Origin of the sequence: Pseudomonas sp. ES3-33, from assembly GCF_000952175.1 — a bacterium.
Classification (GTDB): Bacteria; Pseudomonadota; Gammaproteobacteria; order Pseudomonadales; family Pseudomonadaceae; genus Aquipseudomonas; species Aquipseudomonas gregormendelii.
On the sequence record NZ_JZRI01000160.1, the window covers coordinates 35,351 to 55,365 of the forward strand.

General features: G+C 61.0%; 21 protein-coding genes. 19 read left to right on the forward strand and 2 right to left on the reverse strand.

The window, feature by feature from the left end:
* Positions 1–569: 569 nt before the first annotated feature.
* The 11 genes from UB23_RS27710 (at position 570) to UB23_RS27760 (ending at position 10,211) form a co-directional block, all read left to right on the forward strand.
* The gene (locus UB23_RS27710; RefSeq protein ID WP_045062783.1) at positions 570–1,931 is read left to right on the forward strand and encodes a cache domain-containing protein; all 1,362 of its coding nucleotides are present in this window, start codon (positions 570–572) and stop codon (positions 1,929–1,931) included.
* A gap of 30 nt (positions 1,932–1,961) precedes the next feature.
* A complete protein-coding gene (locus UB23_RS27715; protein ID WP_045062784.1) occupies positions 1,962–2,594 on the forward strand; it encodes a response regulator in 633 nt (210 codons plus the stop codon).
* A 51-nt stretch (positions 2,595–2,645) separates the two neighbouring features.
* Positions 2,646–3,041: a hypothetical protein gene (locus UB23_RS27720; RefSeq protein ID WP_152644333.1), complete on the forward strand. Its 396-nt coding sequence runs from the start codon at positions 2,646–2,648 to the stop codon at positions 3,039–3,041.
* Between the two features lie 248 nt (positions 3,042–3,289).
* Positions 3,290–3,880 (forward strand): amino acid synthesis family protein, encoded by a 591-nt coding sequence (locus UB23_RS27725; protein WP_045062786.1) that lies wholly within the window; start codon positions 3,290–3,292, stop codon positions 3,878–3,880.
* Positions 3,881–3,923: 43 nt separating this feature from the next.
* On the forward strand, positions 3,924–4,757 hold the full coding sequence (locus UB23_RS27730) for an alpha/beta fold hydrolase (protein ID WP_045062787.1): 834 nt from the start codon (positions 3,924–3,926) through the stop codon (positions 4,755–4,757).
* Positions 4,754–6,235, forward strand: coding sequence for an aldehyde dehydrogenase (locus tag UB23_RS27735; protein ID WP_045062788.1), 1,482 nt, complete (start codon positions 4,754–4,756; stop codon positions 6,233–6,235). The genes UB23_RS27730 and UB23_RS27735 overlap by 4 nt, the downstream gene beginning before the upstream one ends.
* Before the next feature lie 12 nt (positions 6,236–6,247).
* On the forward strand, positions 6,248–6,733 hold the full coding sequence (locus tag UB23_RS27740; RefSeq protein ID WP_045062789.1) for a flavin reductase family protein: 486 nt from the start codon (positions 6,248–6,250) through the stop codon (positions 6,731–6,733).
* 109 nt (positions 6,734–6,842) lie between these two features.
* Entirely contained in the window at positions 6,843–8,294 is a 1,452-nt protein-coding gene (locus tag UB23_RS27745; RefSeq protein ID WP_045062790.1) for an NAD-dependent succinate-semialdehyde dehydrogenase, read from the forward strand.
* Between the two features lie 118 nt (positions 8,295–8,412).
* Positions 8,413–8,802 (forward strand): carboxymuconolactone decarboxylase family protein, encoded by a 390-nt coding sequence (locus UB23_RS27750; RefSeq protein ID WP_045062791.1) that lies wholly within the window; start codon positions 8,413–8,415, stop codon positions 8,800–8,802.
* A 90-nt stretch (positions 8,803–8,892) separates the two neighbouring features.
* Positions 8,893–9,645, forward strand: a complete 753-nt coding sequence (locus UB23_RS27755) for a GntR family transcriptional regulator (protein WP_045062793.1) — start codon at positions 8,893–8,895, stop codon at positions 9,643–9,645.
* 2 nt (positions 9,646–9,647) lie between these two features.
* Positions 9,648–10,211, forward strand: a complete 564-nt coding sequence (locus UB23_RS27760) for an NUDIX hydrolase (protein WP_045062796.1) — start codon at positions 9,648–9,650, stop codon at positions 10,209–10,211.
* A gap of 43 nt (positions 10,212–10,254) precedes the next feature.
* Here UB23_RS27760 and UB23_RS27765 read toward each other — a convergent pair whose 3' ends face one another.
* A complete protein-coding gene (locus tag UB23_RS27765) occupies positions 10,255–10,551 on the reverse strand; it encodes a DUF1330 domain-containing protein (protein WP_045062798.1) in 297 nt (98 codons plus the stop codon).
* 63 nt (positions 10,552–10,614) lie between these two features.
* On the opposite strand from UB23_RS27765, the gene ribBA reads away from it, so the two are divergent.
* From ribBA to UB23_RS27790, 5 genes are all read left to right on the forward strand, one after another.
* Entirely contained in the window at positions 10,615–11,724 is a 1,110-nt protein-coding gene (ribBA, locus tag UB23_RS27770) for a bifunctional 3,4-dihydroxy-2-butanone-4-phosphate synthase/GTP cyclohydrolase II (RefSeq protein ID WP_045062800.1), read from the forward strand.
* A 190-nt stretch (positions 11,725–11,914) separates the two neighbouring features.
* Positions 11,915–12,940: an ABC transporter substrate-binding protein gene (locus UB23_RS27775; RefSeq protein WP_045062801.1), complete on the forward strand. Its 1,026-nt coding sequence runs from the start codon at positions 11,915–11,917 to the stop codon at positions 12,938–12,940.
* Positions 12,937–13,869, forward strand: coding sequence for an ABC transporter permease (locus tag UB23_RS27780; RefSeq protein ID WP_045062803.1), 933 nt, complete (start codon positions 12,937–12,939; stop codon positions 13,867–13,869). The genes UB23_RS27775 and UB23_RS27780 overlap by 4 nt, the downstream gene beginning before the upstream one ends.
* A gap of 6 nt (positions 13,870–13,875) precedes the next feature.
* Positions 13,876–14,685, forward strand: coding sequence for an ABC transporter permease (locus UB23_RS27785; protein ID WP_045062806.1), 810 nt, complete (start codon positions 13,876–13,878; stop codon positions 14,683–14,685).
* Positions 14,686–14,701: 16 nt separating this feature from the next.
* Complete coding sequence (locus UB23_RS27790; RefSeq protein WP_045062808.1) at positions 14,702–15,856, forward strand: ABC transporter ATP-binding protein; 1,155 nt, start codon at positions 14,702–14,704, stop codon at positions 15,854–15,856.
* A gap of 447 nt (positions 15,857–16,303) precedes the next feature.
* On the opposite strand, the gene UB23_RS27795 is transcribed toward UB23_RS27790, so the two are convergent.
* Entirely contained in the window at positions 16,304–17,710 is a 1,407-nt protein-coding gene (locus tag UB23_RS27795; protein WP_045062810.1) for a purine-cytosine permease family protein, read from the reverse strand.
* Positions 17,711–18,033: 323 nt separating this feature from the next.
* Between UB23_RS27795 and UB23_RS27800 the strand changes: the two genes are divergently transcribed.
* The 3 genes from UB23_RS27800 to UB23_RS29985 all read left to right on the forward strand — a co-directional run bounded on the left by UB23_RS27800 (position 18,034) and on the right by UB23_RS29985 (position 19,982).
* Complete coding sequence (locus tag UB23_RS27800) at positions 18,034–18,519, forward strand: flavin reductase family protein (protein WP_045062812.1); 486 nt, start codon at positions 18,034–18,036, stop codon at positions 18,517–18,519.
* Positions 18,520–18,722: 203 nt separating this feature from the next.
* Complete coding sequence (locus UB23_RS27805; protein WP_045062814.1) at positions 18,723–19,766, forward strand: LLM class flavin-dependent oxidoreductase; 1,044 nt, start codon at positions 18,723–18,725, stop codon at positions 19,764–19,766.
* Between the two features lie 63 nt (positions 19,767–19,829).
* Positions 19,830–19,982, forward strand: coding sequence for a hypothetical protein (locus UB23_RS29985; protein WP_163024304.1), 153 nt, complete (start codon positions 19,830–19,832; stop codon positions 19,980–19,982).
* The last annotated feature ends 33 nt before the right edge of the window (positions 19,983–20,015 follow it).

The window sequence follows — 20,015 nt, forward strand, 5'->3', positions numbered from 1 at the left end:
TGTTACATCAGAAGCCACTGCGGTAAATGAGGCGTGATGATTTCGTTGACGGTTAACTCATTTATACAAACCAAATTTTAATGGTTGCTGTCTGCTCCCTAGATGGGCTGGCTCGACGCCCAGGTGACCCTGCCCACGATCTCTAGCATCCCAGCAAAATGTTGGCGCTACAGCTTGGTCGCGACAGAGTTTTTCGCTCACGATCCTAATTGTATTGGCCATTCTCGATACTGACGACGTCTGCGGGCTGATTCTCTAATCTAATGCAACGCGCCTCTCATTTCTAATGGATCTACTTGCTTACAAGCACCGTGTTTCCGATGTGAGATTCTCATTTCTGTGGGTTACCTAGGGGAGCGAGCCTGCTCGCGATAGGGTGTGTCATTCAACAATGATGCTGGCTGATCCACCGCTATCGCGAGCAGGCTCGCTCTCACAAGGGGTTTGGCATTTCAATTGATCGAAATCCCCGCTACAGGTCATTCCGTCCAGCAGCGCTACAGAACCCGCGTATCTTTGGCATATGATGCCGGGCCCTCGCTTTCCCCTCGGCCCGGACAGGAGCCCAGATGCAGCTCAAACACAAAATCGTCGCGCTCGGGATCCTGCCGCTGGTCCTGGCCATCGCCGTCATCTGCGCCCTGGTGATCTCCCTCAACCGCCAACTCGGCGACCAGCAGGCCCAGCTCATCGAAGACAGCATCCTGGCCAGCAAGCGCGCCGAACTGAAAAACTACGTCGAAATGGCGCAAAGCCTCATCGCCCCCCTCTACGACGACGGCCACGGCGACGCCCAGGCCCAGCAAAAAGTCCTGGAAGAACTGCGCAAACTCAGCTTCGGCATCAACGGCTACTTCTTCGTCTACGACCGCGAAGGCCGCAGCCTGATGCACGCGCGCCAGTCCGAACTGGTGGGCAAATACCTCTGGGACATGCAAGACCCCCACGGCCTGCCGGTCATCCAGACCCTGCTGAAAAGCGCCCAATCCGGCGAAGGCTTCCAGCGCTACGCCTGGAACAAACCCTCCTCCGGCCAGGTCACCGACAAACTCGCCTACGTGATCATGCTCGACCGCTGGGGCTGGATGCTCGGCACCGGCATCTATCTCGAAGACGTCGAACGCGCCACCCAGCAAGCCCGTGACGAAGTTGCCCAAGGCATCCGCAAAACCATGCTCGCCATCGCCGCCGTGGCCCTGGTCGCGGTACTGCTGGTCTTCGCCAGCGGCATGACCCTCAACGTCAGCGAACACCGCCTCGCCGACAAAAAACTCCAGCGCCTGACCCAACGCATCGTCAGCCTGCAGGAAGAAGAACGCTCCCGGGTCTCCCGTGAACTGCACGACGGCATCAGCCAGGTGCTGGTGTCGATCAAGTTCCAGTTCGAACTGGCCAGCCTGGTGCTGGAAAACGGCCAGGACCGCGGCCTGGGCATCCTGCGCGAAGCCACCGAACGCCTGGGCGAAGCCATCGGCGAAGTGCGCAGCCTGTCCCATGACCTGCGCTCATCCCTGCTCGACACCCTCGGCCTGCCCGCCGCAATCGGCCAGCTCGCCGCCGAATTCGAACAACGCAGCGGCCTGAAAGTGAACTACAACGACAACGAATTCGCCTGCGACCTTGTCGACGGCGCTGCCGTCTCGCTGTTTCGCATCGTCCAGGAAGGCCTGACCAACATCGAACGCCACGCCCAGGCCAGCAACGTCGACATCACCCTGCACGGCTGCCCACAGGGCGTGCGCCTGACCCTGGTCGACGACGGCATCGGCTTCAACGTCGCCCAGGTCGAACGTCGCCACACCGGCATTGGCCTGCGTAATATCCGCGAGCGAGTCGACCACTTCGGCGGCCAGTTCACCCTGACATCGACACCGGGCCGCAGCGAACTCGACGTACTGCTGCCCCTCAAACCCACCGGCGCTCCCCGCTGATCACCACCACAACAAGAGTGAATAGCCGCGATGAACCTGCCCTCCCCGATCCGCGTCGCCCTGGTCGACGACCACTCCCTGGTCCGCGACGGCATCAAGGCCCTGCTGTCCGTCATGGCCAACCTGGAAGTCGTCGGTGAAGCCGAAAACGGCGCAGACGCCATCGACATGATCGGACGCTGCCAACCCGACCTGGTACTGGTCGACATCGGCCTCAAGGACATGAACGGCCTGGAACTCACCCGGCTGCTGCGCAACCGCTACCCGGCGCTCAAAGTGCTGGTGCTGAGCATGTACGACAATCACGAATACGTCAGCGAATCTGTGCGCGCCGGCGCCAGCGGCTACGTCCTGAAAAACTCACCCTCCCGGGAAATCATCGCCGCCATCGACGCCATCACCAACGGCGGCTCCTTCTACAGCGCCGAAATCGCCCAGCGCCTGATCGCCGACAAAAACACCGACACTGAGTTGACACCACGGGAGAGTCAGGTGCTGTACAAAATGGCTCAGGGGTTGAACAACAAGGAAATGGCAAGGGAACTGGATATCAGCGTGCGGACTGTTGAGACGCATCGATTGAGTATTCGTCGCAAGTTGAATATCGATAAGCCGGCGGCGTTGGTGAAGTACGCGATTGATCATGGGATTATTTCGCGGTAGGCGTTCCGACGGACGAGGGCATCGCCCACCGTTCGTGGTGCAACGCAAAACGTGTCTGTAGAGCGAACATCCGCCGCCTCAAGTACCGAGCTGTACAACAGCACCTCTTTACGCGGCAGTGGGCAGCGAGCCCCGCGCTATTCCATCTCCGAGATGGCGCCGTCGAAGCCAACCGAAGTATTTGTCAATAAATTTGCCCCTGCTACAGAATTGAGCGGCGCGATCCAGCGCACCGGCGAAGCATTCCAGTACCTGCCCCTAGCCGTGCCGAGTGGGGACATTCCCGGACGCTACCTGTTCACCGAAGAAGGTTTGCAGCAGTACGCCGCACTGGAGCATGCCTTTGCCGAGTTTAAAATCGAATTGACCGGCGGCGAATCGCCGACACTGCGGCGACTCAAGGAACAGATGGGAGAGCAGAAGAAAAGCGATTTGAAGCCTGACTGATATCAGTGCGAGCACCGGCGGCCTCGTTTCACTCGACAGCTCCTACGCGGCTCCTCCGCTGCTAACAAAGCTTGCTCGCGATAACGCACGTCCAGCCACGATATCCATCATCTGTCCCCTTCCTGCAATCCCCGCTAATCCCCTCTTTCAAACCATCCGACCAGAAACTCGCTCCAGGGACTTGTGCTTCCAGTATTATGGTATACCATCAGACGCACAGACACTCTCACCCTATTACGGAGCAGCTCATGAGTTTCGAAATCCGCAAGATCGTCAGCTACGTCGAAGAAACTTTCATCGAAGGCGGCAAGGCCACCGACAAACCCGTGACTATGGTCGGCCTGGCCGTCGTCATGAAGAATCCCTGGGTGGGCAATGGCTTCGTCGAGGACCTGAAACCGCAGATCCGCGAGAACTGCTCCGACCTCGGCGCGCTGATGGTCGAGCGCCTGGTGGGCATCATCGGCGGTGCCGACAAGATCGAAGCATACGGCAAGGCCGCTGTAGTCGGCGCCGATGGCGAGATCGAGCACGCCTCCGCCGTCATCCACACCCTGCGCTTCGGCAATCACTACCGCGAAGCCGTGAAAGCCAAGAGCTACCTGAGCTTCACCAACAAGCGCGGTGGCCCGGGCACTTCGATCCAGATTCCGATGATGCACAAGGATGACGAAGGCCTGCGTTCGCACTACATCACCCTGGAAATGCAGATCGAAGATGCACCGCGCGCCGATGAAATCGTCGTGGTCCTGGGCTGCGCCGACGGCGGCCGCCTGCACCCGCGCATTGGTAACCGCTACATCGATCTTGAAGAACTGGCCGCTGAAAACGCCCAGTAATCGCACAGGGCAACTACAACAAAAAGGCATGCAGGAGCGCTCCATGATTCGGCTCACCGCTGAACGCACCCCGGCTGGCACCAGTTACCTGGCGACCGGCCAAGGCCAGCCCGTGGTTTTGATCCACGGCGTGGGCCTGAATAAAGAAATGTGGGGCGGCCAGGTCGTTGGCCTCGCCACCCAATACCGCGTGATTGCCTACGACATGCTCGGCCACGGCGCCAGCCCGCGCCCGGCAAGCGGCACGCCGCTGCTCGGATATGCCGATCAGTTGCTGGAGTTGCTCGACCACCTGCAATTGCCCAAGGCGACGGTGATCGGCTTCTCCATGGGCGGACTGGTAGCGCGGGCGTTTGCCCTGCACTACCCGGAGCGCCTGGAGGGCATGGTGGTGCTCAACAGCGTGTTCAACCGCAGCCCCGAGCAGCGCGCCGGCGTCATTGCCCGCACCGCGCAAGCGGCCGAGCACGGCCCGGATGCCAACGCCGAAGCTGCCCTGTCGCGCTGGTTCAGCCGCGAGTACCAGGCGGCCAACCCGGCGCAGATCGCGGCCTTGCGCCAGACCCTGGCGAACAATGATCCCCAGGGCTACCTGACCACCTATGAACTGTTCGCCACCCAGGACATGTACCGCGCCGACGACCTGGGCAGCATCCAGGTGCCGACGCTGATCGCCACCGGTGAGCTGGACCCCGGTTCCACCCCGGAAATGGCCGAGCAACTGGCGCGGCGAATTCCCGGTGCGACCGTTGCCGTGCTCGCCGAACAACGGCATATGATGCCCGTAGAATCGCCGCGCCTGGTCAACCAGCTGTTGCTGGAGTTTCTCGACACGGCGCACTCCCGACAAAATCAAATAAAGGGGATCGTTGCATGACACTCGCACGCTTCCAGATGTGCATCGGCGGTGAATGGGTCGATGCCCTGTCCGGCAAGACCTTCGAAAGCCTCAACCCGGCGCTGGCCCAGGCCTGGGCCGAATTGCCCGATGCCGACGAAGCCGATGTCGAACGCGCCGTCCAAGCTGCACAGACCGCCTTCGACAGCCCGGCCTGGCGTGGCCTGACCGCCACCGCCCGGGGCAAGTTGCTGCGCCGCCTGGGTGACCTGATCGCCGAGAACAAGGAACAACTGGCGCAGCTGGAGAGCCGCGACAACGGCAAGCTGATCCGCGAAACCCGCGGCCAGGTCAGCTACCTGCCGGAGTTCTTCCACTACACCGCAGGCCTGGCCGACAAGCTCGAAGGCGGCACCCTGCCGCTGGACAAGCCCGACCTGTTTGCCTACACCGTGCACGAAGCCATGGGTGTGGTGGCGGCGATCATTCCGTGGAACAGCCCGCTGTACCTGACCGCCATCAAGCTGGCCCCGGCCCTGGCCGCCGGCAACACGATCGTGATCAAACCGTCGGAACACGCCTCGGCGACCATCCTCGAACTGGCGCGCCTGGCCCTCGAAGCCGGCATTCCACCGGGCGTGGTCAACGTCGTCACCGGCTATGGCCCAAGCACCGGCGCAGCGCTGACCCGCCATCCGCTGGTGCGCAAGATCGCCTTCACCGGCGGCGCGGCCACGGCCCGTCACGTGGTGCGCAGCAGTGCCGAGAACTTCGCCAAACTGTCCCTGGAACTGGGTGGCAAGTCGCCGAACATCATTTTCGCCGACGCCGACCTCGACAGCGCGATCAATGGCGCGATTGCCGGGATCTACGCCGCCTCCGGGCAGAGCTGCGTGTCGGGCTCGCGCCTGCTGGTGCAGGACGACATCTACGACGAGTTCGTCGAGCGCCTGATCGAGCGCGCCAAGCGCATTCGCATCGGCAACCCCCAGGAAGACAGCAGCGAGATGGGCCCGATGGCCACCGCGCAGCAACTGGCGGTGGTCGAAGGCCTGGTGGCTGACGCCATTGCCGAAGGTGCCCGCCTGCGCCTGGGCGGCAAGCGCCCGCAGAACCTCGGCGACGGCTGGTTCTACGAGCCGACCCTGTTCGAATGCGACGCCAACTCGATGAAGATCATGCAGGAAGAAGTCTTCGGCCCGGTGGCTTCGGTCATTCGCTTCAAGGACGAAGCCGAGGCGTTGGCGATAGCCAACGACTCGCAGTTCGGTCTCGCCGCCGGCATCTGGACCCGCGACCTGGGTCGTGCCCATCGTCTCGCCCGGGATGTTCGTTCAGGGATCATCTGGGTTAACACCTACCGCGCAGTGTCGGCTATGGCGCCGATCGGCGGCTTCAAGAACAGCGGCTATGGACGCGAGAGCGGCATCGATTCGGTGCTGGCCTACACCGAGCTGAAAACGGTGTGGATCAACCTCTCCCAGGCTCCGATGCCTGATCCTTTCGTGATGCGCTAAGAGACCACAGACATGATCGAACCCGGCATTTACAAAGACGTCATGAGCTCATTCCCGTCCGGCGTCACGGTGGTCACCACCCTGGACCCGGATGGCGGCATCGTCGGCATCACCGCCAGCGCCTTCAGTGCGCTGTCGATCGACCCGGCCCTGGTGCTGTTCTGCCCCAACTATGCCTCGGACACCTACCCGATCCTGCGTGACAGCAAGCAGTTCGCGATTCACTTGCTGTCCGCCGACCAGACGGCCGAAGCCTATGCCTTTGCCAGCAAGGGCAAGGAAAAGGCCAAGGGTATCGAGTGGCACTTGAGCGAGCTGGGCAACCCCTTGCTGGGCAAGGCGACGGCCATCATCGAGTGCGAGTTGTGGCGCGAGTACGACGGCGGTGATCACGCGATCATCGTCGGCGCGGTGAAGAACCTGATCCTGCCCGAGCAGCCGGTCACGCCGATGATCTACCACAAAGGCAAGCTGGGCCCGCTGCCCACCCTGGCCTGACATTTTTCCCGCACTCAGATCCACCTGTGGGAACGAGCCTGCTCGCTCCCACAGGGCGAAGACTGTTCTCGCTCCTACAGTTGATTTACTCATTTTTTCAGGAGTCGGCATGAGCCCAGCATCCTCCCCCCTGTTCCGCCAACAGGCCTACATCGACGGCCAGTGGCTCGATGCGCCAGATGGCGCCGTTCAGGAAATCTTCAATCCGGCGAACGGCGAATTGATCGGCCAGGTGCCCAACCTCGGCGCCGCCCAGGCTCGCCAGGCGATTGAAGCCGCCCACAAGGCCTGGCCGGCCTGGCGTGCACTGACCGCCAAAGAGCGCAGCAATATTCTCAAGCGCTGGCACGGGCTGATGATCGAAAACGCCGACGCCCTGGCCCACATCCTCACCCTCGAACAGGGCAAACCCCTGGCCGAAGCCAAGGGCGAAATCCTCTACGCCGCCAGTTTCATCGAATGGTTCGCCGAGGAAGCCAAGCGCATCTACGGCGACACTATTCCAAGCCATAAAGGCGACGCACGCATCGTCGTCAGCAAGGAACCGATCGGCGTTGTCGCGGCCATTACCCCGTGGAACTTCCCGGCCGCGATGATCACCCGAAAAGCCGGCCCGGCGCTGGCGGCGGGTTGCCCGTGCATCGTCAAGCCCGCCCCGGAAACCCCATTCTCGGCCCTGGCCATGGCCGCGCTGGCTGAACAGGCGGGCATTCCACCGGGCATCTTCAATGTGATCACTGGCGACGCTGTCGCCATCGGCGCCGAACTCACCGCCAGCCCGCTGGTGCGCAAACTGTCGTTCACCGGCTCCACCGGGATTGGCAAACTGCTGATGGCGCAATGCGCGCCGACCCTGAAAAAAGTCTCGCTGGAACTGGGCGGCAATGCACCGTTCATCGTCTTCGACGATGCCGACCTGGAGCGTGCGGTGGAAGGCGCATTGATCGCCAAGTTCCGCAACGCCGGGCAGACGTGCGTGTGCGTCAACCGCTTCCTGGTGCAGGCCGGCATCCACGACGCCTTCGTCGCCCGGCTGGCCGAGCGCGTGGCGCAGTTGAAGGTCGGCAGCGGTTTCGACAGCGGCATCACCCAGGGCCCGCTGATCAACGAACGCGCCGTGGCCAAGGTAGAAGACCATGTGCAGGACGCCCTAGCCCACGGTGCACAGTTGCTCTGCGGCGGCGAACGGCATGCCCTCGGCCACGGCTTTTTCCAGCCCACCGTGCTGGCCGGCATCACGGGTACGATGAAAGTCGCCCGGGAAGAAACCTTCGGCCCGCTGGCGGCGGTATTCCGTTTCGATACCGAAGCCGAGGCGATCCACCTCGCCAACGACACCGAGTTCGGCCTGGCCGCCTACTGCTACACCCGCGACCTGGGCCGCGCCTGGCGCATGAGCGAGGCGCTGGAGTACGGCATGGTCGGGATCAATGAAGGACTGATCTCCACCGAGGTTGCACCGTTTGGCGGTATCAAGTCGTCGGGGCTGGGCCGCGAGGGCTCCAAATACGGCATCGAAGATTACCTGGAACTCAAATACACCCTGATGGGCGGCCTTTGAATCAAGCCCTGTAGGAGCTGTCGAGCGAAACGAGGCTGCGATCTTTTGATCTTGCTGTTCAAAAGCAAGATCGCAGCCCGCGGCAGCTCCTGCAGGGGTAACGCTGGAGACAAGTGAAATGAGCAACGTAAAGTACGAAAAAGGCCTGAAAATCCGCACCCAGGTGCTGGGCGAGGCCTATGTGCAGCGTTCCATCGAGAACGCCGACGACTTCACCCGTCCGCTGCAGGAGATGGTCACCGAGTATTGCTGGGGCCACGTCTGGGGGCGTGAGGGCTTGTCGCTTAAAGAACGCAGCATGATAAACTTGGCGATGATTTCGGCGCTCAACCGGCCGCACGAACTCAAGCTGCATGTGCGCGGTGCCTTGCGTAACGGGCTGAGTCGTGAACAAATACGCGAAATTCTGCTTCAGGTCGGTATTTATTGCGGCGTTCCCGCTGCCGTAGACAGTTTCCGGCTCGCCCGTGAAGCCTTCGCCGAAGCCGATGCCGAGGCCTCCAGTTAACCCTTGGCTGTTTGATCTGACCGGAGCACCGATGATCGTCATGATCGCAGTGCTCCTTTTGCATGGACAGCCACACTCAGAGCGGACCCCATGAAACGCCTGCCACTCGACGACAGCTTCAAGGTCAATCGCAACCCCGTTACCCTGCGCGAAATCGTGCTGGATAAACTGCGAAGCGCCATCATGAACTTCCAGCTCCTGCCGGGAGACCGTCTGGTTGAGCGCGACCTGTGCGACCGCCTGGGCGTGAGCCGCACCTCCGTTCGCGAAGCCTTGCGTCACCTCGAATCCGAAGGCCTGGTGGAATTCGCCGATGCCAAGGGCCCGCGGGTTGCCATCATCACCCTGTCCGATGCGGGAGACATCTACGAGCTGCGTTGCGTGCTCGAAGGCCTGATCGTCCAGCTGTTTACCCTGCGCGCCAAGGCCAAGAACATCAAGGCACTGGAAAAAGCGCTGGAGGAAAACCGCAAGGCCCTCAAGGATGGCGAACTGCAACAGGTCATCGATTCAGTGCAAGGGTTCTACGACGTCTTGCTCGAAGGTTCGGGCAACCATGTCGCGGCCACCCAACTGCGCCAGTTGCAGGCACGGATCAGCTACTTGCGGGCGACCTCGGTGTCCCAGCAGAACCGCCGCGGCGCGAGCAACCAGGAAATGGAACGCATGGTCGAGGCGATCAAGAGCGGCGATCCACTGGCCGCGCACCAGGCCTGCGTCGACCACGTTCGCGCAGCCGCCGCCGTGGCGCTCGATTACCTCAAGCGCAAGCAGGAAGAAACCGGTGAAGTCCCGGTCATTACCCTGCCGATCGCCCTCAAAGAACCTCGCATAGGTCGCTAATCATGTTCAGCCCGAGCTATTGCCCAAAGTGTGGTGCCAGTGATCTCAAGTCGCAGCTACCGCCGGGTGATACGCACGAGCGCCTGATGTGCTGTGGTTGCGGCTACATCCATTACGTCAATCCGAAGATCATCGCCGGCTGCATTATCGAGCAGGACGGCAAGTACCTGTTGTGCCAGCGCGCCATCCCGCCCCGTCCTGGCACCTGGACACTGCCAGCGGGTTTCATGGAAGGAGGCGAGACCACCGAGCAGGCTGCGTTGCGCGAGGTCTGGGAAGAAAGCGGGGTGCGTGCCGAGATTCTGTCGCCCTACTCGATTTTCAGCGTGCCAAAGATCAGTGAGGTGTACATCATCTTCCGCGCCATTGCCCTGGACATTACCGGGCAGTACGGGCCAGAGACCCTCGACTACAAGTTCTTTGCGCCTGAGGATATTCCTTGGGAGAGCATCTACTATCCGGCGATCCGGCAGATTCTCGAGCGCTATATCGAGGAGCGTCAGGCTGGGGTATACGGAATCTACATCGGTAACGACGATACCGGGAAGATTCACTTCATCCGCTGATAGTTTTTTAACGACCAGACACAAGCCCCCGGCATAACCCGGGTCATGCCGGGGGGATTCCTTCGACGATGATCACATCTGCCTCTGCTACGCCCTCACGATGGGCCCGCGCCTGCTGATATTCCTCTGACCGATAGCACGCCACTGCCTGCTCATACGAATCGAATTCGATGACGACGCTGCGTTGGGGGGTCGGTCGACCTTCCATCGCTTCATTGCGTCCTCCCCGGGCCAATATTCGCCCCCCATACAACGCAAACGCCGCCGGCGCCCGCTGGGTGTATTGGCCGTATTGAGCGGGATCTGTAACGTTTACGTGTGCAATCCAGTACGCCTTCATGGTGACCTCTCAATAGTTATGTATTATGGTATACCACATCCCATTAACCATTGAGAATCCCCCATGGCCTTCAACAGCATCGAAGAAATCATCGAAGACTACCGCCTCGGCAAGATGGTGCTGCTGGTCGACGACGAGGACCGGGAAAACGAAGGTGACCTGTTGCTCGCCGCCGATTGCTGCACCCCCGAAGCTATCAGCTTCATGGCCCGGGAAGCTCGCGGGCTGATCTGCCTGACGCTGACCGACGAGCATTGCCAGCGCCTGGGTCTTGAACAAATGGTGCCCAGTAATGGCAGCGTATTCAGCACCGCGTTCACTGTTTCGATCGAAGCCGCCGTCGGCGTTACCACCGGTATTTCCGCGGCAGACCGGGCCCGTACCGTCGCCGCTGCGGTGGCGAAAAATGCCGTGGCGACGGATGTGGTGCAACCCGGCCACATCTTTCCGCTGCGAGCCAAGGAAGGCGGCGTGCTGACCCGCGCCGGCCATACCGAAGCCGGCTGCGACCTGGCGCGCCTGGCCGGTTTCACGCCCGCATCGGTGATCGTCGAAGTGATGAACGACGACGGCACCATGGCCCGCCGGCCGGACCTTGAAGTGTTCGCCCGCAAGCACGGGATCAAGATCGGCACCATCGCCGACCTGATCCACTACCGCCTGAGCACCGAACACACCGTAGTGCGCATTGGCGAGCGGGAATTGCCCACGGTGCATGGCACCTTCCGCCTGATCACCTTCGAGGACCGTATCGAAGGCGGCGTGCACATGGCCATGGTAATGGGCAAGTTGCAGCGCGATGAGCCCACGCTGGTCCGTGTGCATGTAATCGATCCCCTGCGTGACCTGGTGGGCGCCGAGTACAGCGGCCCTTCCAACTGGACGCTGTGGGCGGCGCTGCAGCGAGTGGCCGAAGAAGGTTGCGGCGTGGTGGTGGTGCTGGCCAATCATGAATCTTCCCAGGCCTTGCTCGAACGCATTCCGCAACTGACCCAGGCACCACGCCAGTTCAACCGATCGCAATCGCGGATCTATTCTGAAGTAGGCACCGGCGCGCAGATCCTGCAGGACCTGGGCGTGGGCAAATTGCGCCACCTGGGGCCGCCGCTGAAGTATGCAGGGTTGACCGGCTACGACCTGGAGGTGGTGGAGAGCATTCCTTATATCGAGTGAGCGCGCTCTGCCTGAATGGCGCTGCGCTCCCGGCAGATAGCCGGTAAGGCAAAGTGCTTGCACAAAGTTTGGAATACCATAATATGATATTCCATAGACCGGACGATCTTACAGGCTCGACGGACCTACTGCTCCCGATAGGCGGGCACTGCAAAGCCCCGCTCATAAACACAACAATGAGGGCGTAAAAATGGTGTTGAACAAACGTGCAACCGCAATTCTTTTTGCGGGACTGCTGAGCGCCACCAGCCAGGCGTTGCTGGCGGCTGAAAGCGTCAACTTCGTCAGCTGGGGCGGTAGCACCCAGGATGCGCAGAAGCAGGCCTGGGCCGATCCGTTCAGCAAGGCCAGCGGCATCACCGTGGTCCAGGACGGCCCGACCGACTATGGCAAACTCAAAGCCATGGTCGAAAGCGGCAACGTGCAATGGGACGTGGTCGATGTCGAAGCCGACTTCGCCCTGCGCGCCGCCGCCGAAGGCCTGCTCGAACCCCTCGACTTCAAGGTCATCCAGCGCGACAAGATCGACCCGCGGTTCGTCTCCGACCACGGCGTAGGCTCGTTCTTCTTCTCCTTCGTGCTCGGCTACAACGAAGGCAAACTGGGAGCCAGCAAGCCCCAGGACTGGTCCGCGCTGTTCGACACCAAGACTTACCCCGGCAAGCGCGCCCTCTACAAATGGCCAAGCCCCGGCGTGCTGGAACTGGCATTGCTCGCTGATGGCGTCGCCGCCGACAAGCTGTACCCGCTGGACCTGGACCGCGCCTTCAAAAAACTCGACACCATCAAGAAAGACATCGTCTGGTGGGGCGGCGGAGCCCAGTCGCAGCAATTGCTGGCCTCCGGTGAAGCGAGCATGGGGCAGTTCTGGAACGGCCGCATTCATGCCCTGCAGGAAGATGGTGCACCGGTGGGCGTGAGCTGGAAACAGAACCTGGTCATGGCCGACATTCTGGTCATTCCCAAAGGCTCGAAGAACAAGGACGCGGCCATGAAGTTCCTGGCCAACGCCAGCAGTGCCAAAGGCCAGGCCGACTTCTCCAACCTGACGGCCTATGCGCCGGTCAACGTCGACAGCGTGGCGCGCCTGGATTCGGCGCTGGCACCTAATCTGCCGACTGCCTATGCCAAGGATCAGATCACTCTCGACTTCGCGTACTGGGCCAAGAATGGTCCGGCGATCGCGACACGGTGGAACGAATGGCTGGTCAAATGAAAATGACGGCAAGCGCATCCAGCTCGTCTGCGCCAGTCGGCAGCGCCATGAGCGCTGCCGCCAAGGCCGCCGCGATGACGCAAACCCCGACGCTGGCGCAGCGTTGGCGTGGCGCCAGTAACCTGGTGCCCGCCCTGCTGTTCCTCGGTCTGTTCTTCCTGGCTCCGCTGATCGGCCTGTTGCTGCGCGGCGTGCTGGAACCAACCCCGGGCCTGGGCAACTATGAACAACTGTTCGCCAACTCGGCCTATGCCCGAGTGCTGCTCAACACCTTCTCGGTGGCGGGCCTGGTGACCCTGTTCAGCCTCTTGCTGGGCTTCCCGCTGGCTTGGGCGATCACCCTGGTGCCCCGTGGCTGGGGGCGCTGGATCCTCAACATCGTGCTGCTGTCGATGTGGACCAGCCTCCTCGCCCGCACCTACTCCTGGCTGGTGCTGCTGCAAGCATCCGGGGTGATCAACAAGGCGTTGATGGCGATGGGCATCATCGATCAGCCACTGGAAATGGTGCACAACCTGACCGGCGTGGTGATCGGCATGAGCTACATCATGATCCCGTTCATCGTGCTGCCGCTGCAGGCGACCATGCAGGCCATTGATCCGATGATCCTGCAGGCCGGGTCGATCTGCGGTGCCAGTCCGTGGACCAACTTCTTCCGGGTGTTCCTGCCGCTGTGCCGGCCAGGGCTGTTCTCGGGCGGGCTGATGGTGTTCGTGATGTCCCTCGGTTACTACGTCACCCCGGCATTGCTGGGCGGTGCGCAGAACATGATGTTGCCCGAGTTCATCATCCAGCAGGTGCAATCCTTCCTCAACTGGGGCCTGGCGAGCGCCGGCGCCGCGTTGCTGATCGTCATTACGCTGGTGCTGTTCTACTTCTACCTGAAGCTCCAGCCGGAATCCCCGGTTGGCGCCAGCAACGCGAGGTAAGCCGTCATGCTGCTGACTCCCAATGCGATGAGCCGACGCATGCGTTTCGGCCTGTACTTCACCACGGGTGTGATCGCGCTGTTCCTGCTGCTGCCGATTGTGTTCATCGTGCTGCTGTCGTTCGGCTCCTCCCAGTGGCTGGTGTTCCCGCCACCGGGCTGGACGCTGAAATGGTACGGCCAGTTCTTCTCCAACCCCGATTGGATGAACGCGGCGCTGGCCAGCCTCAAGGTCGCGGTGCTCACCACCTTCTTCGCCGTGGCGCTGGGCCTGCCCACTGCTTTTGCCCTGGTGCGCGGACGCTTCCCGGGACGGGAAATGCTCTATGGCCTGTTCACCCTGCCGATGATCGTGCCGCTGGTGATCATCGCGGTGGCGGTGTACGCGCTGTTTCTCAAGCTGGGCTACACCGGGACGATGTTCGCGTTCGTGGTCAGCCATGTGATCGTGGCGCTGCCGTTCACCATCATCTCGATCATCAACTCGCTGAAGCTGTTCGACCAGTCGATCGAAGACGCGGCGGTGATCTGTGGTGCCTCACGCCTGCAGGCGGTATTCAAAGTGACGTTCCCGGCGATCCGTCCGGGCATGGTCGCCGGCGCCCTGTTTGCGTTCCTGGTGTCCTGGGATGAAGTGGTGCTGAGCGTGATGATGGCCAGCCCGACCCTGCAAACCCTTCCAGTGAAAATGTGGACCACCCTGCGCCAGGACCTGACGCCCGTGATCGCCGTCGCCTCGACGCTGCTGATCGGCCTCTCGGTGCTGGTCATGGTGATCGCCGCCGCCGTTCGCCGGCGTAATGAAATCAGCGCGTGAGCGCGAGGAGTACGACATGAGTGCCGTGATCAAAGACAGCGCCCAGCACACCGACAAGCCCTTGGTGAGCCTGCGTAACCTGAACAAATACTACGGTGATTTTGCCGCCGTGGACGACATTTCGCTGGACATCAAGGACGGCGAATTCCTCACCTTCCTGGGCTCCAGCGGCTCTGGCAAAAGCACCACGCTGTCTATGCTCGCCGGCTTCGAAACGCCGAGCAGCGGGGAAATCCTGGTGGAAGGCCAATCGCTGGTCAATGTGCCGCCGCACAAGCGTGACATCGGCATGGTGTTCCAGCGTTACTCGCTGTTCCCGCATCTGTCGGTGCGCGACAACATTGCCTTCCCCCTGGCCATTCGCAAGCTGGCCAGCGCCGAACGCGAGCGTCGGGTCGATGCCATGCTCAAGCTGGTGCAGCTGGAACAATTCGCCCATCGCCGCCCTTCGCAACTGTCTGGCGGTCAGCAGCAGCGCGTCGCCATCGCCCGGGCGCTGGTCTACGAGCCACGAATTCTGTTGATGGACGAGCCGTTGGGGGCCCTGGACAAGAAGCTGCGTGAAGACTTGCAGGATGAACTGCGTCAGCTGCATCGGCGCTTGGGCATCACAATCGTTTACGTGACGCACGATCAGGAAGAGGCGATGCGGCTGTCCCAGCGCATTGCGATTTTCAGTCATGGCAAGATTGTCGGGCTGGGCAGTGGTTACGATCTTTATCAGAATCCGCCGAATGCGTTTGTGGCGTCGTTTCTGGGTAATTCGAATTTCCTCAAGCTCAAGGCGCAGGGTAACGCGGTCGCCACGTTTGAGGGCCAGGCGCTGTCGATTCGGCTGACGGCCGGGTTGCAGACGGATCAGGATGTGTTGTTGATGGTCCGTCCGGAGAAGGCGCTGGCATTGAGTGTCGATGAGGCTATCCGCGAGCCGTTGGCGGCGGGTTGGAATGAGGTGTCGGCGAAGGTGGTTGAGGTGTTGTTCCTGGGTGAGAGCCAGACTTGCAGTGTGGTGACCGCTGGCGGGACTTCGATGACTGTGAAGGCGCTGTCGGCTGCGGGCATGCCCCTCAAGGCCGGTGATCCGGTGCAGGTGCGCTGGGCTACTGCGGATGCTTGTGTTTATACGGAGTGGGCTGAGAGTGATTTGAACAAGGCCGCTGGGGCCCATTGATGGTTTTTTGATGTTGGTAGGGTGTGTGTATTTGGTAATCAAGGTCACCCTCGGGGTCGCCGCAACGTCGGGTTGCGGCGGCCCTTTTTTTGGGTTCTGTTTTCTGGATCTGGACTGTGAAAACGGACGCCCCGTTAACCACGCTGGCCGAACGCAGGCGTTGCGCAGCGGGGAAACCGGCAAGGATGCCGGAGTGAGGGCACACCGAGCCTGGGCGAGGTGCCGAGTGGTGGGGCAAGAGCGCTTTGGTTACTTTTCGCCGGGCCGCGCAGGCTCTTCGAAAGTGACCCGCCGTAAGGGCGGAAGCATAAGAAGCCGTGACCGCAGCAATGGATATGTACACAAAGCGAGGCAGCGCCTACGGGATAATCGATCATGTCCTATCGCGCCGGCCAAAAAAATGCCCGGCAACAACCAGGCATTTCCAGACAAACTTCTAACCAGAAATCAATCGGTAAAGCCCAAACGCCCCGCCTTCACCGCCTGAGGCTGCCCCCGAGTCGCCAGGCAGTAATACAGCGGACAAGTCACCACCAACCCCACCAGCCAAGACAAATCCGCACCCTCCACCAGATTGGCATAAGGCCCGACATACAACGACGTATTGGCAAACGGCAACTGCACGATAATCCCGATGAAATAAGCCACGATCGCATGCACATTAAACTTCCCATACACCCCGCCATCGGCCCGGAATATGGAAGCAATGTCGTAGCACCCCCGCTTGATCAGGTAGAAATCAATCAGGTTGATCGAAGCCCAGGGCACCAACACCAGCAACAGCGCCAGAATCAGCCCGATAAACTGCGAAATGAAATCCGCCGAAGCCCCCAGCGCTACCATGCAGCAACCCGCCAGCACCACGCTCGACAACACCACTCGCACCTTGATACTCGGCGTCCACTGACTGGCGAAGGTCTGGATCGAAGTAATGATCGAAAGCACTGCGCCATACAGGTTCAACGCATTGTGGCTGATGATATTGAGCAGGAAGAGCACCATCAGGATTGGCCCCAACCACCCGGTTGACTGCTTCACCGCCGTCATCGCTTCAGTGCCTTCCGGGGTGGCCAGTACTGCCACGGCGCCAAAGGTGAAGGACAGGATAGTGCCCAGCGTCGCCCCCAGGTAGGTCGCCAGGAAAGGCCGGGCGATGCCGATGTCTGCTGGCAGATAGCGGGAGTAGTCCGACACATAGGGCGAGAAGCTGATCTGCCAGATGATCCCCAACGATACCGTCGCCAACCAGCCGGACAGGTTGAAACTGCCGCGAGTGAAGAAATCCGCCGGCAGGTCATGGGCGAAGATGTAGAGGAAACCGGCGAGCAAGGCGCCGCCCATGACCCAAGTGCCGATGCGGTTGAGGGTGTGAATGAATCGGTAGCCGATAACCCCGATAGCCGTGGCACCCAACGCCCCGATCAGGATGCTGAGCGGTGCCGGAACCGCCGGCGCAATGCCGACGATCGACTTGCCTGCCAGCACGATGTTGGAGATGAAAAAGCCGATATAGATGATCGCCGCAAAGAACACGATCAGCAGCGCGCCGTAGCGGCCGAACTGGCCGCGGCTCTGGACCATCTGCGGGATGCCCATGCGCGGCCCTTGGGCCGAGGCCAGGGCAATCACCAGGCCGCCGATCATGTGCCCCAGGGCAATGGCCAGCAGTCCCCAGAACAGGTCGAGATGGAATACCTGGACCACCATGGCGCCGGTGACAATGGGCAGTGGCGCAATGTTGGTGCTGAACCACAGGGTGAACAGGTCGCGGGCCTTCCCGTGGCGTTCCGCGAGTGGGACATAGTCGACCGTGTGATTCTCGATCAGGGGGTCTTGCCGGGACATCTGGGACATATTCATGAACTCGAGTTTGTCTGATCTTATATTTGTATGAAGCCAAACCGGGGGCACTCGGTGGCAGCCCCTCAGATGCAGGCCATATTATGGTATTCCAACATTTACACAAGACTGATCCGCTGTTTAAAAGCCTGTCTGATGCGGTCCAATGCGCCCCTCGCACTGGTTTAAAATGCCTGGTAACCCAGTATTTGCTGGGTTAAACGGTACAGATGTACGTTTATCGGGTGATGCAAAAAGCGCTTGCAAAGGATGTATTACGGTATACCATCGGACCTATAAACCCATAAAATCCAGCTCCACCGCCAGAGGACCGTCCCATGATCGATGCCGCCATCTACAAACAAGTGATGGGTTCGTTTCCGTCCGGGGTCACTGTGATCACCACCCTGGATGACGACGGGCAAATCGTCGGCCTGACCGCCAGCGCATTCAGCTCGCTGTCCATCGACCCGGCCCTGGTGCTGTTCTGCCCCAACTACAGTTCCGACTCCTACCCGGTACTGATCAAGAACAAACGCTTTGCCATTCACGTCCTGTCCGGCGGTCAGCAAAGCGAAGCCTACGCGTTCGCCCGCAAAGGCAAGGACAAGGCGCAGGGTATCGAGTGGACGTTGAGCGAGTTGGGTAATCCGATCCTGGCGAACGCCACGGCGGTCATCGAATGCGAGTTGTGGCGCGAATATGAAGGGGGCGACCACGCCATCATGGTTGGCGCAGTGAAGAACCTGATCGTGCCTCAGCCAAACGCCGGTCCGCTGGTGTATTGCCACGGCAAGATGGGTGCACTGCCGGTTCTCGCGTAAATCGACAGAAAAAAATGATCAAAAGATTGCCGCCTGCGGCAGCTCCTACGGCGTGGTTTAAAAAAACTGTACCACTACACCGCAGGCTGCGATCTTTGCGTCTGGAACCCTAAATATTTTGCACTCACACCGTATTATGGTATACCAATAATCATCAGGCCCGCAGTCGACAGGCCGACAACAATAGATCCGAGGTAAGCGTCATGAAGTTTTCCCTTTTCGTGCACATGGAACGTTGGGACGAAAGTGTCAGCCACCGCCAATTGTTCGAAGACTTGACCGAACTGACCCTGATGGCCGAGGCCGGGGGCTTCAGCACCGTGTGGATCGGCGAACACCACGCCATGGAATACACCATCTCGCCCAGCCCGATGCCGCTGCTGGCCTACCTGGCCGCCAAAACCACGACCATCCATCTCGGCGCCGGCACTATCATCGCGCCGTTCTGGCACCCGTTGCGGGTGGCTGGCGAATGCGCCTTGCTCGACGTGATCAGTAACGGGCGCATGGAAGTCGGCCTGGCGCGCGGCGCTTACCAGGTCGAGTTCGACCGCATGGCCGGCGGCATGCCGGCCTCCTCCGGTGGCCAGGCCCTGCGGGAAATGGTGCCGGTGGTGCGCGCCCTGTGGCAAGGCGACTACGCCCACGATGGCGACATCTGGAAATTCCCCACGTCCACCAGCGTACCGAAGCCGATCCAGAAGCCGAACCCACCGATGTGGATCGCCGCCCGCGACCCCGATTCGCACAACTTTGCCGTGGCCAACGGCTGCAACGTCATGGTCACCCCGCTGATGAAAGGCGACGAGGAAGTCCTGGACCTGAAAAACAAGTTCCAGGCGGCCCTGGACAACAACCCGGACGTGCCGCGCCCACAACTGATGGTGCTGCGTCATACCCACGTACACGCCGCCGACGACCCGGATGGCTGGAAAGTCGGTGCCAAGGCGATCTCGCGTTTCTACCGAACGTTCGACGCCTGGTTCGGCAACAAGACCGTGCCGGTCAACGGCTTCCTCGAGCCGAGCCCTGAAGAAAAATTCACCGGCCGCCCGGAGTTCGAACTGGAAAGCCTGCACAAGACCGCGATGATCGGCACCGCCGAAGAGATCATTCCGCGCATCAAGTATTACCAGGAACTGGGCGTCGACGAGTTCAGTTTCTGGTGCGATAACAGCCTGCCCCACGCGGAAAAGAAAAAGTCCCTGGAGTTGTTCATCAAACAGGTCGTGCCGGCGTTTCGCTGAGTTCGCCACCCTGCCCCTCGGACGCGAAGCCCAGGGGCATTCCTGATGCGCAGGTCGATTTTGATGATCACTGATCGCCTCCCGTTTGCTTCCCCCACCTCCGGCGCCGAGCAGGCTTACCTGCGCGGCGAATGGACGGCTTCGCATATCCGCATCAAACGCCTGCGCGCCAGCGTCTCGGCCAAGCAGAATGGCTTCTGGCAAATAGTTCACTGAGCTCACCCGAACAGCCCTTCACCACCCACTGCC